We start from the raw sequence: 14,604 nt of genomic DNA on the forward strand, positions 1-14,604 counted from the left end.
CGTTGAAACTTCGTAATTTATAGCAAGAAACGTGCTCGAGTCACGGCGACATTAGTCGCAGAGCCGAAATCGGCCCCTAAATTGCAGCAAAGATGACCATAAAGATCGCTGCCCAAGCAGTTGTGCAGAAGCCGAGGACAAAAAGATAGGTTTTCCAGAGAGGCCATTTCTCTTCGTGCACGTCCGCGCGCCAGACCTGATCGGTCGAACGCAGGTCGATACGGGTCCCGGTGGAGGTGCTTGAGTGCATGGGCATGGCTGAACTTCTGGTTCTTAGGTTTCCAAAACGCATCTCGACAGGGGGGAGTTCACAAATGGTTTACAGACCACAAATTCACACCGATTTCTGCCCCCAGTCGCAGATATGCTGTGAACATATCAAGAATTAACGTGATGACGAAACTGTGGCGTAGCCATGAAACGGATGTGACGGGCGCGAGTGGCATGGATGCCGCCGGACTTGCCCGGCTGAGCCTGCTGGCGGCCGCGATGCTCGGAATGGCAACCCTATGCCTGCGTGTCCTGGACACCGAACTCGAAACCGTCTCGCTCTCACATCGGTCCATCGACCTCGAAGAAGGAGAGGCGCTTCTGGCGTCCAGGGCACCGCCCTCGATGATGCTTGCAGGCGCGACAGCGCTTGACCGGGCCAGCAAGCCGGCCCTCAGCCTGGCTGAGGATCTGACCCGCTCAAGTCTCAGGCGCCAACCTCAACAGCCTTTTGCCTGGGCCCAGCTGGCAGACGTCCGCACCCGACTGAAAGGCAATCCCGACACTGTCGCCCTTGAGGCGTTGCAGCACTCGATCGGCCAATGCCGCTATTGCAACCGGGAGCTCTTGCGCTGGCGCCTGACCTTCGCGCTCAATCACTGGGACTCAATCCCAGAGAGCCTTCGCCTGGAGATTTTCGAGGGCGCGGAATTCCTGCGCTGGTGGCACCTCGACGGCGCATTTCTGGCTGAAGCGCGAGAAACTGCCGAGGCCCGGAATATTCCATTCGCGGACTACCAGCAGAAAGTGCTCACGAATTTGCGGCCATACGAGGTGGAAGCGTGGCAGCCGGAGCAAGGTTGATCCCGTTCTGGCCAAGGACCTGACGGACACGCTCTTTGAACGGCTCACGTCCGAACATCTCGGCGTGGGCCTTGATCCGCTGGGGATCGAAGTCTTTTTCGCTGAACCGGTTCACAGCCTCAGCAAGCGCCTCGGCCGTCTGCTCGTGACAATGCAGCCCGGTGAAACCGTCAACGACAGTGTCTAGCGCTCCACCGCGAGCATAGGCGATGACTGGGCGCCCCGAGGCCATCACCTCGACCGGGATCATGCCGAAGTCTTCCTCACCCGGAAAGATCAGGCCCTTGCAACGGGCGAAATGCTGCTTCAGTTCGCTGAAGGGGACCCGGCCAAGAAACTCGATATTGTCACCGGCCATGCGTTCCAGGGCCTTGCGCTCTTCCCCGTCGCCAATCACCTTGAGCTTGAGGCCAAGCTTGTTGAACGCCTCAACGGCGAGGTCGAACCGCTTGTAACGGACAAACTCTCCAGCAGCGAGGAAGTAGTCACCGCGCTCATCCTCATCGGCGATATGGAAGTCTTCCGTGGCCACGGGGGGGAAGACCACCTCGGAAGAGCGGCGGTAGTACTTCTCGATCCGCTTGGCGACAAAGCTTGAATTGGCAAGGAACTGGTCAACACGCGCTGCGCTTGCGACATCCCATGTACGCAGGCGGTGAGCAATGCCGGGGAAGGCAATCTTGGCCAGCCGGCCTGCCGAAGCATGGTACTGGGGATATAGATCCCAGATATAGCGCATCGGCGAGTGCGTATAGCACATGTGGAAAGCATCAGGCCGTGGGATCACACCCTTGGCCGGACCGGACTCCGAGGAAATGACGAGGTCGTAGGCCGACAGATCAAGCTCTTCGAGGGCGCGCGGCATGAAGGGCAGATATTTTTGATACTGCGAACGCGCGAACGGCATCTTCGAGATGAAAGTGGTCTTTATCTCGTGCCTGTTCAGCTTGTTGGACAGACGCGACCGGTCGACGACATGGGTGAAGATGTCAGCCTCTGGAAAGAGGTCGCCAAACGCTTCGAGCACACGCTCGCCACCGCGCATCCCGTTGAGCCAGTAGTGTATCAGGGCAACACGCATCAGACATAAATCCTTGCAACTTGCCCTGACTGAAGCAGAAATTAAGCCAGTCGGAGCGACGTCAGGCGTCGCTCTTCCTGACCTTTGACGACTAGCGCGCCCCCTTGGAGAAGAGAACCGCCGGCACCGTCATGGCAATGATCTTGATGTCACCAACCACCGACCAGTCACGCACATAGCTGACGTCGAGATCCACACGCTCACCATAGGAGGTATCGCTGCGGCCGCTGATCTGCCAGAGGCCGGTCAGGCCAGGCCGGGTGCTGAGATAAAAGTCGAACTTGTCCCCATAGCGAACCGCTTCGTTCCACTGTATCGGACGCGGGCCGACGATCGACATTTCGCCCTTCAGGATGTTGATCAGCTGCGGCAGCTCATCAAGCGAGGAGCGGCGCAGGAAAGCGCCAAGCGGCGTGATCCGCGGATCGTTCGAAATCTTCTGGCTGGTGCGCCATTCCTTTGCGGCGACCGGGTCGGAAGCAAGCAGGGCGTCAAGGCGCTGCTGGGCATCGACGACCATGGTGCGGAATTTCAGGCATTTGAACTCACGCCCGTTCCGGCCAATCCGGGTCTGCGCGAAAAAGATCGGACCGGGATCCTTGATCTTGATCAGGATGGCGATAAAGGCCAGCAGCGGAAAAATAAAGACCAGCGCGGCGAGTGCCAGCGTGAAGTCCATAAGGCGCTTCAACGCACTCGACCCAGCCCCTGAAAACGATAGCTGTCTGCTTGCGCGTTGCTGCGAATGCGCACTCTGCGTGGCGTCGTCGTATACGACATCCGAATAATCATTAAACGGCACTTAGGCCCCCAAATACACTACAGGATCGACACGAATAAACTTCCTTCGCACCGACCAAAATTGTCCCAATGGCGACGTCCCTTTCGCCAGCGAACATCATGCAATAATCTCAATATTTACACAATGTTAATCAATCTAATGAGGCACGCGAGAACGCTATTCAAGTCCTTTCTCCTGTTGCGCGAACTACAGGCTGCGCAATCAGGTCATTGCCGAAGAACGCGTCAGTTTGGCACAAAATTCGACCGTATCTGGTGCAGCAGCCAACTTTTGAATAGAGTGGCCTTCAAGCCAGACAGGCTAACCCGGGGGGGCATTATGGCTTCAAGCAGAACAGCGCGGCTTGTCCGCATGCAGGATGTGGCACGCGTGGGCATCTGCGCCCTCATCCCTTCCATCCTTTTCCTGGCTCATTTTGCGCACGGCGCAGACGCGCTTGGCGCAACCGCCTGGTTTGGTCTGGCAGCATGTGGAAGCCTTGGGGCGATCGTCCTGATGCGGTCGGCCCGGGATGTGCCAGTAACGACGCTTATCCTCTTCGGCGGCCTCGCCGTCTGGAGCCTGCTCGGCCTGACCGGCAACTGGTTCCAGGCGCGGGCGGAAGTTCTGCAGCTGGCCGCGGGTATTGTCTTCTGGACAGCTGGCGCGATGATCGCGCGATCGAGACAGCTCCTGATGACAAGCTGGTCGGCCCTGACAGCCAGCCATGCCGTTATCGCTGCGGCGGCCCTGCTCAGCTATCCGGTGATCGCCGCCGAGGTCTCACCGGCAGGGCGCACAGAGTTGACCCGGTTGAGTTTCACCTTCGCATCACCCGACGTGCTGGCTTCGCTTATGGGTATGGCATCAATCGTCGCAACCATGCACCTTGCGTACATGATGCGTGTGCGCGTGCCGCGCGACGTCCCGGTTCTTGCGAAGCTGAGCCATCTCCCGCGCAGCGCCTATCCATCGATCTTCTCATTGTTCCTTTGCGTGAGCTGCCTGCTTCTGTCGCTGTCCTACGTGGCCATTTTCCTGACCCTCGCCGCGCTGACCGCAATTGCAGCGACAGAAGTTTTCGTCCGCAGGTCATCGGAGACACTTAGCCTCGGACGGCATCGCTATCTCTTTATCGGCGCAATCGTCGCGATCTTTCTGGTCAGCACACTGTTCATGATGGCGAGCGGCGACGCCGCTCAAAGCCGTGATGCGCTGGAACTGGACAGTGCGGGGCACTTCGCACGGCTTTCGGAATACTGGGCAGCCTGGCAACACAAGCCGTTCTTTGGTCATGGTCTGGGCAGCTTTGAAAGCGTGAATGCCTCGATCACCACGATGGAAAATGCCACTGCACTGGTCCCCCTCGACCAGGCAAACAATGTGGTTTTCCAATGGCTGCTGCAGGCCGGCCTCGCGGGACTGGTCATCATGGCGGCGGTACAGGCCTGGTTTCACTGGCACGTTTTCCGCGGCACCTTTCAGGCGGCCAATCACACGAAATCCTATGTTTCTCGCATGGCGCTGACCGTCTCGGCTTTCCTGCTCCTGCACAACATGATCGACTTTCCCCTCGAAATTCCGAGCATCATGTGGACCTATGCCTTCCTTCTGGGGCTAGCCTGTGGCATGCCGGACTCTGCTGGTGTCCGGGACAGGCAGCAGCAGTGATGGGAGTGCCCGCAGAATACGGGTTTGGGAAGGAGGACGTCCAGTTGTCGGCGTCATTCGTAGCAATTGCTAATCTCAAGGGCGGCGTCGGTAAATCAACGACGACGCTGATGCTGGCCGACGGGCTGGCCTATCATTATGGCGCAAACGTGCTGGTGGTCGACTTTGACCCGCAAGCCAACAGCAGCCAGATGATGCTGACTGAACGTGGCCTGCAGATGGCTTACGAACAGGGCAAAGGCGTTGTCAGCCTGCTCGATCAGTTCGCCGACGGTGCGCCACCCAATCTTGCCGATCTTATCCTGCCAAACGCGGTCACGCTCGACGAGCTGCGCAAGGCCGAGCAGAAGGATCAGCGCCGAGGCTGGATCTCGATCCTGCCCTCGCATCCGAGCTTGCGCTTTTCCGAAATGGAGGTCGAAGAGCGCCTTTATGGCCAGGGCCGCCGGCCAAGCGAACTCGCGTCAGACCTGCACCGTCACTTTGCTGCTGCGCTGGAGCCGGTGAAATCGCTCTATGACGTTATCCTGATCGATACGCCGCCCTATCTTTCGCCGCTCGCCCGCGCCGGGCTGATGCTGGCGGAAACCTATGTCACCCCGACGCTCGCCGATCCCGTTTCGATCTGGGGGACCAAGCAGTTTTCAGACTGGATGGCCGGTAATATTGCAGCCGATATCGCGACACGGAACTTCATTGTCGTAACGCGCTTCAAGAATACCCGCTACGCCCGGGATGCCGAGCACGAGTTGCGGACGATCTACCTGAAAAATCGCCAGTTCGGCCCCACCATTCCAGAGTCCGTGCAGGCTCTGCAGGCCATGGATCGCGCCGATCTCGACAGCTACAATACCATGCGCGGCAAATACGGTAACCTGCGCGGGGATGTCCGCCGGCTGTCCGAAAGCTTTGCCGGCTTTCTCGCCACACGCATGGGCATCACGGCGCCACAGCTAGTCAGGAATTAGGAGCTTGCCGGGGTCGGTTCCGGCGCCGGGTCAGCTGCGGGGAGAATGGCAACGCTGACCGTGTGCAGCGTCTGCATCGTCCACACTCGAAGCGGGCCAAAAGCCAGGATCATGTAGCAGCTGAGCCCCGCCACCGCCGTCAGCGCAATAACTCCGAAATCCGAGTCGATGGTTAGCGCCGATGAGACGGCAAAGACCACGACAAGCGAGACCACCGAGAGCAGCAAGCCCGGCGCGGTCGCCATGGCAACCTGGCGGACGCTGGTCTTAGTCAGGCTGACCAGCTTGCGCAGCATCAGCAGGACATAGACAGCCGTGGGCAGGAACATGCCGAAGGCAACGGCAACCATGCCGTACTGCACACATATGAGCAGGCTGACCAGCAGAAGGGCGCCTTCAACCAGACGGGTTCTGAACAGGAATTTGGATTCGCCCGCAGCGGCGAGCTGCGCAGTCGCGACCAGGTCTATCGAGGCCAGAATACGGATCCAGCAGATGATCTGGAGTATCGGCACCATGCCCAGCCACTCATCGCCAAGAATGAGGCGGGTCAGCGGCTCGGCGAGGATAGACAAAGATCCGAGCACAAAAGTCATAATGGATAAGTTGGTCGCCAGCAGCCGCGTCCATAGTGTCGCTGTCAAACGCTCTTCACGCGCCATGCGGCCAACGGCCTGCCAGGTTAGAACCCTGAAAGTCTGCGCGAAGATGTCATATGCCGCCGTGGCTGTGCGTGCGCCCATCCGGAACAGACCAACGGCCCGGGTCGACAGGAACGCACCAAGAATGATCGCAGCGCCATACTGCGAGAAAAAGGACATGGCGAGGTTTCCATAGAGCCCGGCGCTGTAGTGGAAGATGTGGCTGGCCTGATCACGCCGGAATCCGAACCGTGGCAGGTTCTGCGCCCGGAAGGCGAGGAAGAAGCCGAGGCTGAGACTGCTGACATAACGGTTGAAGATCAGTGACCAGACGCCACCGCCCTTGAGCAGCATGGCAATCCCCGCCACGAAGCCCGCCATCTCCGACAGCATCAGAACGCCGTAATAATACTTTACTTCGCCACGGCGCAGAAGGGTTGCTTCCTGCCAGCTCGTGAAGAGACCGCCCAGCGGAACCGGCGCGGTGGCTGCCATCAGGAGGGCGAGAAGCTGGCTGCCGCCGAAAAGCCAGACAAGGGCCGAGCAGGCAAGAATGGCGAGCGCAAAGAAGACCGCGATTCCGGCCTGCATCGTGAAGGCGGTTTCCTTGCTCTCCTCGAATTCCGGTTCCTTGAGAACATAGTGGTAGATGCCGGTGTACATCTGCATCATCGCGAAATTCATCACGATCGACGCAAGAACGAGAATACCGAAGAGTTCCGCCGTCAGGAAGCGGCCCGCTATGAGCAGAAGCGCCAGGGACATGGTCTGCGACACGATGCGCACACCCATGCCGGTCGCTGCCAGGACGCCGGCTTCCTTCTTGGCTTTGTGAGGCTCTTTGGGAGTCAAGCTTCAAGCTCCGTTACTTTTACGCGGCACTGAACGCCCACGCTTACTGCGCGCGACCGAACGCCGTGCACTGCAAATGCTGTGCTAGGCCGTCCTCTCCCCTCTTTCCAGCCTCTTCTTTTCGCAAAGAATTCTTACAGACTTCGTCGCAAGCCAAGCGCCCGGTAGACACCGCCGCGCATTATTCTGAGGGTCGGCTTCATCCAGACGACCGACTTGAAACGCTGCCGAAGATAAAACTCCCAGTTCGTCAGGAAAAGATATTTTTCGGCCCCCTTGAGCATCTTGTCGATCGTGCGAACAATATCATCACGACCCAGCTCAATCGCCTTGTTGCGCACGTCATGCATTGAGTTGAACTCGTTTTTCGACCGCAAATGCAGCGTGGCGATCCGGGTCAGGTCGTAATAGCTCCAGTCGAAGGTCGTCGCCTCATCCTTGTTCACGCGTGCCAGGTCCATCATCATCATGGAGCGCGTGCATTTCTGACATTTCGAGCAGTTCGCGTAAGGCGGCGGCAGCTTGCCCTTTCCGCAAACATTCAGCACCGACAGCGACGCGGAATCGGTGACCAGGTCCACCGTCTTGTCCCAACGCTCCCAGTCTGCCCCAAAATGGTTCACCTCGACGCTGGAGGAGGAGAAGCGTTTGTCGGTCTCCGGATGAGAGCCCCAGGGCATCAGCTGATAGTAGGGCGCAGACGAGGAGATATGGATCCGTTTCACTTCGCCTGACAGCGCATGCGCAATCGACGAGAAGCCTGCACCATGGCTCAGATAGGCCCAGGCGTCGAAATATTCCGGCACCACCGTCATCAGATTTGTCGCGACCGGGATGAAAACGCGCCCGGTACGATCCGCGAAGTCGAAATATTCTGCGACATCGAACGTCTCCTCACGGATTTTCTGCTGATCATATGGATCGACATGAAGAACCGTAGAAAGAGCCGTAACGGCAGGACCAAGCTTGTAGGCGGTAAAGAGGGAATCGATCCCGGCCGTAAAGAAACAGGCTTCATTCAGCTCTGCTTCATCACGCGACGCTGGATCCGGCACCGTCGGCGCGCTCAGCTTTACCCGGCGTTTGTAAGGGTGCCACTGATGCCAGATGTCGAGCGCTTCACTGACATTTCGGGCCGTCGTCTCGGTGACGGGAAGATCCTGATCATAGTCTTCCCCAAGAACGAAAGCGATTGATGCGCCCAATACATAGGCGTGATCCTGACTGACCGGATCCCGGACCCAGGGCGGAAGCGCGAAATAGATCGAATACCGCTTCCCGCGATTTGTCTCATAGTCGACGGTCTGAACGAAATACTCGCCGCGCGCTGCGGACGCGTTTACAAGCCTCATAGCTGGTGTCCCCAAATTGTCCCCTCGACAGCCGCTTCCCAGACGCCAGCCGATTGTCAGGTCCCTACACTGACGCAGATATCATACCACGCCCGCCAGCGAATGCATCGAAAAAACGACCCGCTTCGCCAATTTATTCCGCGACCGGATGCAGCACTCACGGGATGCGCGTGTAATTGAAGCGATAGACCGGACGGTGGTCGTCAACGCCCGCAAAAGCCAGAACGCTGCGTTCCGAAAAGCCGACAGGTTTTTCTGTATTTTTCGTAATTAATGCTGTATCCTCCCAAACAGGGACGAAGTAGAGGGACAATTTTCGAGCTCGTATCGGTTTGGGGACACATCGAGCCAATCTGACATTTGCCGCGACAGGATCCTGCTGTTAGGGACACCTTGTCTGTTCACCGTTCGCGACGGGTTGCGGGCGATGAACGGTAAAGGAAACAGCACGCGACTGAACCAGGTACATGGTCAAATCAGCTCCGGACAATCGTCCGGTCTTCCATAAGCGATTTCGGGCATCGGATCTTCGGCAGCGCTCAAGCGGCACAGACATTGCTCTCCGCTTGGCATGCCTTAGCGCCAAGGAAGGGGACATTTGGCCATGAAAGTGCTCATCATCGATAACTATGACAGCTTTACCTACAACCTCGCGCAGCTGGTCGCTGCCGCGTCCGGGTCCGACCCGATCGTGTTGTACAATGATGCTGTATCGGAAAGCGAACTGCGGAAACTCGATTTCGACGCCGTCGTCCTGTCCCCCGGGCCGGGACGCCCGGAACGCCGCCGTGACTTCGGCCTTTGCGAAACGATCCTGAAGGAATACCGCAAGCCGGTTCTCGGTGTCTGCCTAGGCCACCAGGGCATCGCCCACTTCTCCGGCGCCACGGTTACCCATGCTCCCAAGCCAATGCACGGCCGCCTCAGCAAGATCCGCCACAATGGTGAACACCTTTTCAAGGGCATCATGTCGCCCTTCAACGCGGTGCGTTACCACTCGCTCGTCGTCAATGACCTGCCCGACACGATCGAGGTTGATGCGATGACCGAAGATGGTCTCGTCATGGGAATGCACCATACCGAACTGCCGCTCTGGGGCGTCCAGTTCCACCCTGAATCCATCGCATCCGAATATGGCGACAAGATCGTCGAGAACTTCCTCGCGCTGGCTGAAGATTATCTCAAGACCGAACAGACAGATGCAGCCCCCGATGACCAGGCCACCCCTCCAACGGCGGTATCGAGCCAGCTGAAGCCAGTCTTCAAAGAGCTCAAGACCGACCTGCCTTCCGAAGTCTGCTTCGAGATTCTCTATGGCAAATCGACGGACGCCTACTGGCTGGATTCCAGTTCACACGCCAAGCAGCAGGGCCGCTACTCCTTCATGGGCGACGATACCGGCCCGCACGCAGAACGGATCAGCTATGACGTCACCTCCGGGTCCGTCGAGGTCACCTCAAAAGCCGGTGCACAGAGCTTCCAGGAAAGCGTTTTTGATTATGTCGAGAGGCGTATGCGCTCCATCGTCTTCCTCGACCACATGGACATGCCGGTCCCGTTCAAGGGCGGCTATGTCGGCTATCTCGGCTATGAGCTTAAAGCCGATTGCGGCGGGCGTAATGCACATAAGAGCCGTCAGGCCGACTCCAAGATGATCTTTGCCGACCGGTTCATCGCCTATGACCACCAGTTCAAACAGGCATGGATGGTCTGTCTGGTGGAACCGGGCAAGGAAGAACAGGCCCGCAGCTGGTTTGCCTCCGTGGAGATACGACTCAGGGACTCCTATCTCAGCTCCAAGCCTGTGCGTGACACCGTCATGCGCGACGAAGCAACGGCGACGGACCCATGGGTTATGCGTCACAGCCGCGAAACTTACCTGGATCACATCAACCGGTCGCTGGAGGAAATCACCGACGGGGAAACCTATGAGGTCTGCCTGACCAATGAGTGGACCAAGTCCTACGACAAGAGCCCGCTCGGCACCTACAAGATGCTGCGTTCGATGAACCCGGCGCCCTATTCCGCTTTCCTGCGCTTTGATGACCTCAGCGTACTGAGCTGCTCGCCCGAGCGCATGGTTCGCATCTCGAAGGAAGGTCTCGTCAACTGCAAGCCGATCAAGGGAACCATCGCCCGCGGCAAGACGGAAGCCGAAGATACGGCACTCAAGGAAACGCTCTATACGAGCGAGAAGGACAGGGCCGAGAACCTGATGATCGTTGACCTGATCCGCAACGATCTCAACCGCGTCTGCCGGACCGGCACTGTCGCGGTTCCAAAGCTTTGCGCGATCGAGAGCTTCGCGACTGTGCACCAGATGGTCTCGACCGTGACTGGCGAGCTTCGCCAGAACGAGTCATCGGTGTCCTGCGTGCGGTCGCTCTTCCCGGGCGGTTCGATGACGGGCGCCCCGAAGATTCGCACCATGGAGATCATCGACGAGCTGGAAGCCGGCCCGCGCGGCATCTACTCCGGGGCCATCGGCTTCTTCTCGCTGGATGGGTCGGTCGACCTCAATATCGTCATCCGCACGATCGTGCTCAATGGAGACCACGCCTCTCTGGGCGCAGGCGGTGCGATCATCGCTCTGTCTGATCCGGTCGGCGAGTTCGACGAAACCATGCTGAAGGGCGAACTGTTGCGCAATGCGTTGCTCACGCTCGCCCCGGCGGACATTGAAGTGGTTACCCATGAAGAACCGGCTGACGCGAAATGACGGAAGCCGAGGCGATTGACCATCTCGAAGCGCTGAGAGCCCGACTGGACCAGATCGATTCCGACCTGATCGAGCTGCTCGGCCTGCGGTTTCAGACCATCCGTGACGTGGCCGCACACAAGCGCGCAACAGGGATTGCCGTCATGCAGCCCTCGCGCGTCGGCAATGTCTTCGAGACCCGTATGGAACGTGCCCGCGAAGCCGGGCTGGACCCGAAGCTGATTGAACGCCTCTGGACGACGATCATCACCCATGCCTGCCAGATCGAGAATGAGGTCGGGCAGATTGAAGGCGGCGACCTGCTCTTTCAGGGCGTCAGCCTGGATCATGCGCTCATCGAGGTCGATAATCTCAAGGCGGCCTGCGAGATGATCTGCACGCGGCTCTCCTTTGATCTCATCTCCCAGTCCGGAAGCGATACCCCAGGCGAGCGGGTGGCGGTTCTGAAGGGCGGAGATGTCAGCCTCATCGTCCGCGAACGGGCGCTTCCTGCCGGCAAGAATTGCGATCCCGCGACTGTTGCCATCCAGGTCCACAGACTTGCACCCACGGTCAGTGAACTAAGACAGCGCGGCAACACGGTCGACCTGACACCCGGCTCCATGTCCGGAGCCAGGATGGCGATCGTCCACCTGCCTGCGCCCGCCAATCTCACAGTGCGGTATGTCGAGCGTTCGCTGCGCGCCGGACTGAGCCCAGCGGATTTCGAGACCGGAATGACGCTTGCCAGCGAGGAGTCCTGCGGGGCAACATAACCACCATGGCAAACACCAAACGCGCAATCGTCTTCGGTGCAGCCGGCGGCATGGGCCGCATGTTCCTTGATCGCCTCGAGTCCGCCGGGTTCGAGACTCTCGGCGCTGATCTGAATGGCGGTGAAGGGATCGTTGCAACCGATCTTACGGCGCTTGACCAGGAGATGCGCCAGGCCCTCAAGGCAGCGGATCTGGTCATTCTTTCAGTTCCGGATGCCATTGCCTGCAAGACGGCTGCGAGTGTTGCCCGCGCGATGTCCCCTCAGGCCATGCTGGTCGACTGCACATCGGTGAAGGCGCCCTATGTCGAGGCCGTCGGACAGGCTGCCCGCTGCGGCCTTGTCTCGATCAACCCGCTCTTCGGACCGGGGCTCGACTGGACGGGGAATTCCATCGTCATCACCGTATTGCGGACGCCTGATTACCCGGAAGACCTGACGGGCTTTCTCGAACGGTCCGGCCTCAACATCATCCCGCTGGATGCCGAGCGCCACGACAGGCTGGCCGCCGAAGCCCAGGCCCAGTTGCACGCGACCATTCTCGGCTTCATCGCATCGGTCTCCGCAGATGGTGCCCTGTTCAACACACCACCCAACCGCGTGATGCGGATGCTCGCGGCGCGCATCCTGTCCGGCGAAGCGCACGTCTACTGGAAGATACAGGCCTCCAACCCGTTCGCCGGTGAAGCCCGCCGCAAACTGATCGCATCCCTGCAAGCGTTCGACGAGGTGTGTGAGGCAGGCGACGCCAAGGCGTTTGCCGACATGCTGGCTGGCGCCCGGGGCAATCTCGGCGCGCCACTACCCGACTTGTCTGCCCAGTGCGTGAAGGTGTTCGGCTCACTCGACTGAACGCCCTTAACGATCCTTCCAATTCTCTGCTTTCTATCCTCGCAAACTTATGGCACTTTTTGTGTCAAAAGTCCGGGGAGGGACACATGCGCGCAATTCGACGACTCCTGGCCTGCATGGCCGGGGCGCTTGCGATAGTTGCACCGAGTGCTGTCACGCAGGAGACAGCCGGCAAGCCGAACTTCGTCATCCTGCTGATCGACGACGCCGCCTTCATGGATCTCGGCATTTATGGCGGCGAGGCGGCCACAGCGAACATCGATGCGCTGGCCCGGCAGGGTATGATGTTCACGCGCTACTATACCTCACCGCTGTGCGCGCCCTCGCGTGCAATGCTTCTGACCGGCATCGACAACCATCGCACCGGCGTCGCGACCATCCCGGAAGTTCTTCCCAAGGAGCATATCGGCCAGCCGGGCTATACCATGCGGCTCGAGCCCGGCGTGGAGACGGTGGCCACACGGCTGCAGCCGCTCGGCTATCGCACGCTGATGACCGGCAAGTGGCACCTTGGCAGCGACGAAGGAGCCTTGCCCTCTGACCATGGCTTCGACCGCTCCTTTGCGCTCGATGCCTCCGGAGCCGACAACTGGGAAGACAAGTCGTACATGCCGTACTACCAGGATGCGCCCTGGTATGAGGACGGTGCGCCGGCCGACCTGCCCGAGGATTTCTATTCCTCCGAATTCATCGTCGACAAGATGATCGATTATCTCGGCGAGACCGACGCTTCGAAGCCATTCCTGGCCTATCTCGGCTTTCAGGCTGTGCATATTCCGGTTCAGGCCCCTGCCGAGATAACCGCGAAGTATCGCGACACCTACTCCGATGGCTGGCAAGCGCTGCGCGAACGCCGATGGCTAAAGGCCAAGGAACTGGGCCTGATTCCTCACGATGCCAATCTGGAAAGCTTCCGCCCCGAGATGCGCGCATGGGAGTCGCTTGGCGAAGAAGAGCAGCAGCTTTATGCGGCCCGCATGGCGGTAAACGCCGCCATGCTCGAAGCCATGGACCAGCATGTCGGGCGGTTAGTCGAACACCTGAAGGCGCAGGGGCTCTACGACAATACCGTCTTCGTCGTCACGTCCGATAACGGGCCCGAGCCGACACGGGGCGACAATGACTGGCGGCTAAAACTCTGGATGAAGTTCCACGGTTATAACCTCGATATTGAGGGGATCGGCGAGAAAGGAAGCTGGGGCTTTATCGGACCCGAATTCGCCATGGCGGCCGCAGCCCCCGGTGACCTGTTCAAGTTCTTCGGTTCGGAAGGCGGCATACACGTGCCGATGATCATGTCTGGGCCGGGCGTGCCTCAAGGCGTACGACAGGATGCGAGAGCGCAGGTCACCGATATCACGCCAACCCTGCTCGAGATGGCTGGCGCGCCGGCTGAAAGCGAGGGTGTCGCGATGACCGGACGCAGCCTGGTGCCACTTCTCTCTGGATCCACCAACGCCGTGTACGGCCCCGACGAGCCGATCGCGATTGAAGTCTCGGGCAATTCCGCGCTTATCCGCGATGACTACAAGATCACCCGCAACCAGAAGCCGTGGGGCGATGCCAGCTGGCGGCTATATGACATCGCAAACGATCCCGGCGAGACCACCGACCTCTCGGCCACCCGGCCCGAGGTGATGGAATCAATGCTCGCCGCCTATGACGATTATGCCGGGCGCATGGGCGTCCTCGCCGTGCCCGAGGGGTATGACAGCCACAAGGTCCTGACCCGCAACACGCAGATGCGCCAGCTGAAGGCTTATTGGTGGATTTTTGCCAGCGCGATCATCATTCTGATCGCTTTGATCTGGGGCTTGTGGCGGCTCGTCCGCCTGGCGCTCAGGCCGCGAGGAGGCTGA

13 protein-coding genes are annotated in these 14,604 nt (G+C 59.3%); 7 read left to right on the forward strand and 6 right to left on the reverse strand.

From position 1 onward, the window contains the following. Positions 1 to 76: 76 nt before the first annotated feature. Positions 77 to 256 (reverse strand): hypothetical protein, encoded by a 180-nt coding sequence (locus Q1K29_RS10620; RefSeq protein WP_300394504.1) that lies wholly within the window; start codon positions 254 to 256, stop codon positions 77 to 79. 137 nt (positions 257 to 393) lie between these two features. On the opposite strand from Q1K29_RS10620, the gene Q1K29_RS10625 reads away from it, so the two are divergent. Then, the gene (locus Q1K29_RS10625; RefSeq protein ID WP_300394507.1) at positions 394 to 1,074 is read left to right on the forward strand and encodes a hypothetical protein; all 681 of its coding nucleotides are present in this window, start codon (positions 394 to 396) and stop codon (positions 1,072 to 1,074) included. Here the strand turns inward: Q1K29_RS10625 and Q1K29_RS10630 are convergent. Next, positions 1,022 to 2,155, reverse strand: a complete 1,134-nt coding sequence (locus tag Q1K29_RS10630; protein WP_300394510.1) for a glycosyltransferase — start codon at positions 2,153 to 2,155, stop codon at positions 1,022 to 1,024. The genes Q1K29_RS10625 and Q1K29_RS10630 overlap by 53 nt on opposite strands. Before the next feature lie 91 nt (positions 2,156 to 2,246). Continuing rightward, on the reverse strand, positions 2,247 to 2,834 hold the full coding sequence (locus tag Q1K29_RS10635; protein ID WP_300394513.1) for a sugar transferase: 588 nt from the start codon (positions 2,832 to 2,834) through the stop codon (positions 2,247 to 2,249). Between the two features lie 441 nt (positions 2,835 to 3,275). Between Q1K29_RS10635 and Q1K29_RS10640 the strand changes: the two genes are divergently transcribed. Further along, positions 3,276 to 4,607: an O-antigen ligase family protein gene (locus Q1K29_RS10640; RefSeq protein WP_300394516.1), complete on the forward strand. Its 1,332-nt coding sequence runs from the start codon at positions 3,276 to 3,278 to the stop codon at positions 4,605 to 4,607. A gap of 44 nt (positions 4,608 to 4,651) precedes the next feature. Further along, entirely contained in the window at positions 4,652 to 5,575 is a 924-nt protein-coding gene (locus tag Q1K29_RS10645) for a ParA family protein (RefSeq protein ID WP_300394519.1), read from the forward strand. On the opposite strand, the gene Q1K29_RS10650 is transcribed toward Q1K29_RS10645, so the two are convergent. The 3 genes from Q1K29_RS10650 to Q1K29_RS10660 all read right to left on the reverse strand — a co-directional run bounded on the left by Q1K29_RS10650 (position 5,572) and on the right by Q1K29_RS10660 (position 8,733). Then, positions 5,572 to 7,068, reverse strand: coding sequence for an oligosaccharide flippase family protein (locus Q1K29_RS10650; protein WP_300394522.1), 1,497 nt, complete (start codon positions 7,066 to 7,068; stop codon positions 5,572 to 5,574). The two genes, Q1K29_RS10645 and Q1K29_RS10650, sit on opposite strands and share 4 nt — an antisense overlap. Positions 7,069 to 7,202: 134 nt before the next feature. Further along, on the reverse strand, positions 7,203 to 8,420 hold the full coding sequence (locus Q1K29_RS10655; RefSeq protein WP_300394525.1) for a hypothetical protein: 1,218 nt from the start codon (positions 8,418 to 8,420) through the stop codon (positions 7,203 to 7,205). A gap of 157 nt (positions 8,421 to 8,577) precedes the next feature. Continuing rightward, the gene (locus Q1K29_RS10660) at positions 8,578 to 8,733 is read right to left on the reverse strand and encodes a hypothetical protein (protein WP_300394528.1); all 156 of its coding nucleotides are present in this window, start codon (positions 8,731 to 8,733) and stop codon (positions 8,578 to 8,580) included. A 291-nt stretch (positions 8,734 to 9,024) separates the two neighbouring features. Between Q1K29_RS10660 and pabB the strand changes: the two genes are divergently transcribed. The 4 genes from pabB to Q1K29_RS10680 all read left to right on the forward strand — a co-directional run bounded on the left by pabB (position 9,025) and on the right by Q1K29_RS10680 (position 14,604). After that, on the forward strand, positions 9,025 to 11,139 hold the full coding sequence (pabB, locus tag Q1K29_RS10665; RefSeq protein ID WP_300394531.1) for an aminodeoxychorismate synthase component I: 2,115 nt from the start codon (positions 9,025 to 9,027) through the stop codon (positions 11,137 to 11,139). Further along, complete coding sequence (locus Q1K29_RS10670) at positions 11,136 to 11,894, forward strand: chorismate mutase (RefSeq protein ID WP_300394534.1); 759 nt, start codon at positions 11,136 to 11,138, stop codon at positions 11,892 to 11,894. Before pabB ends, Q1K29_RS10670 begins: the two co-directional genes overlap by 4 nt. A gap of 5 nt (positions 11,895 to 11,899) precedes the next feature. Continuing rightward, positions 11,900 to 12,745 (forward strand): prephenate dehydrogenase/arogenate dehydrogenase family protein, encoded by an 846-nt coding sequence (locus tag Q1K29_RS10675; RefSeq protein ID WP_300394537.1) that lies wholly within the window; start codon positions 11,900 to 11,902, stop codon positions 12,743 to 12,745. An 86-nt stretch (positions 12,746 to 12,831) separates the two neighbouring features. Next, complete coding sequence (locus tag Q1K29_RS10680; RefSeq protein WP_300394540.1) at positions 12,832 to 14,604, forward strand: arylsulfatase; 1,773 nt, start codon at positions 12,832 to 12,834, stop codon at positions 14,602 to 14,604.

Source organism: Henriciella sp., from assembly GCF_029937755.1.
Taxonomy (GTDB): Bacteria; Pseudomonadota; Alphaproteobacteria; order Caulobacterales; family Hyphomonadaceae; genus Henriciella.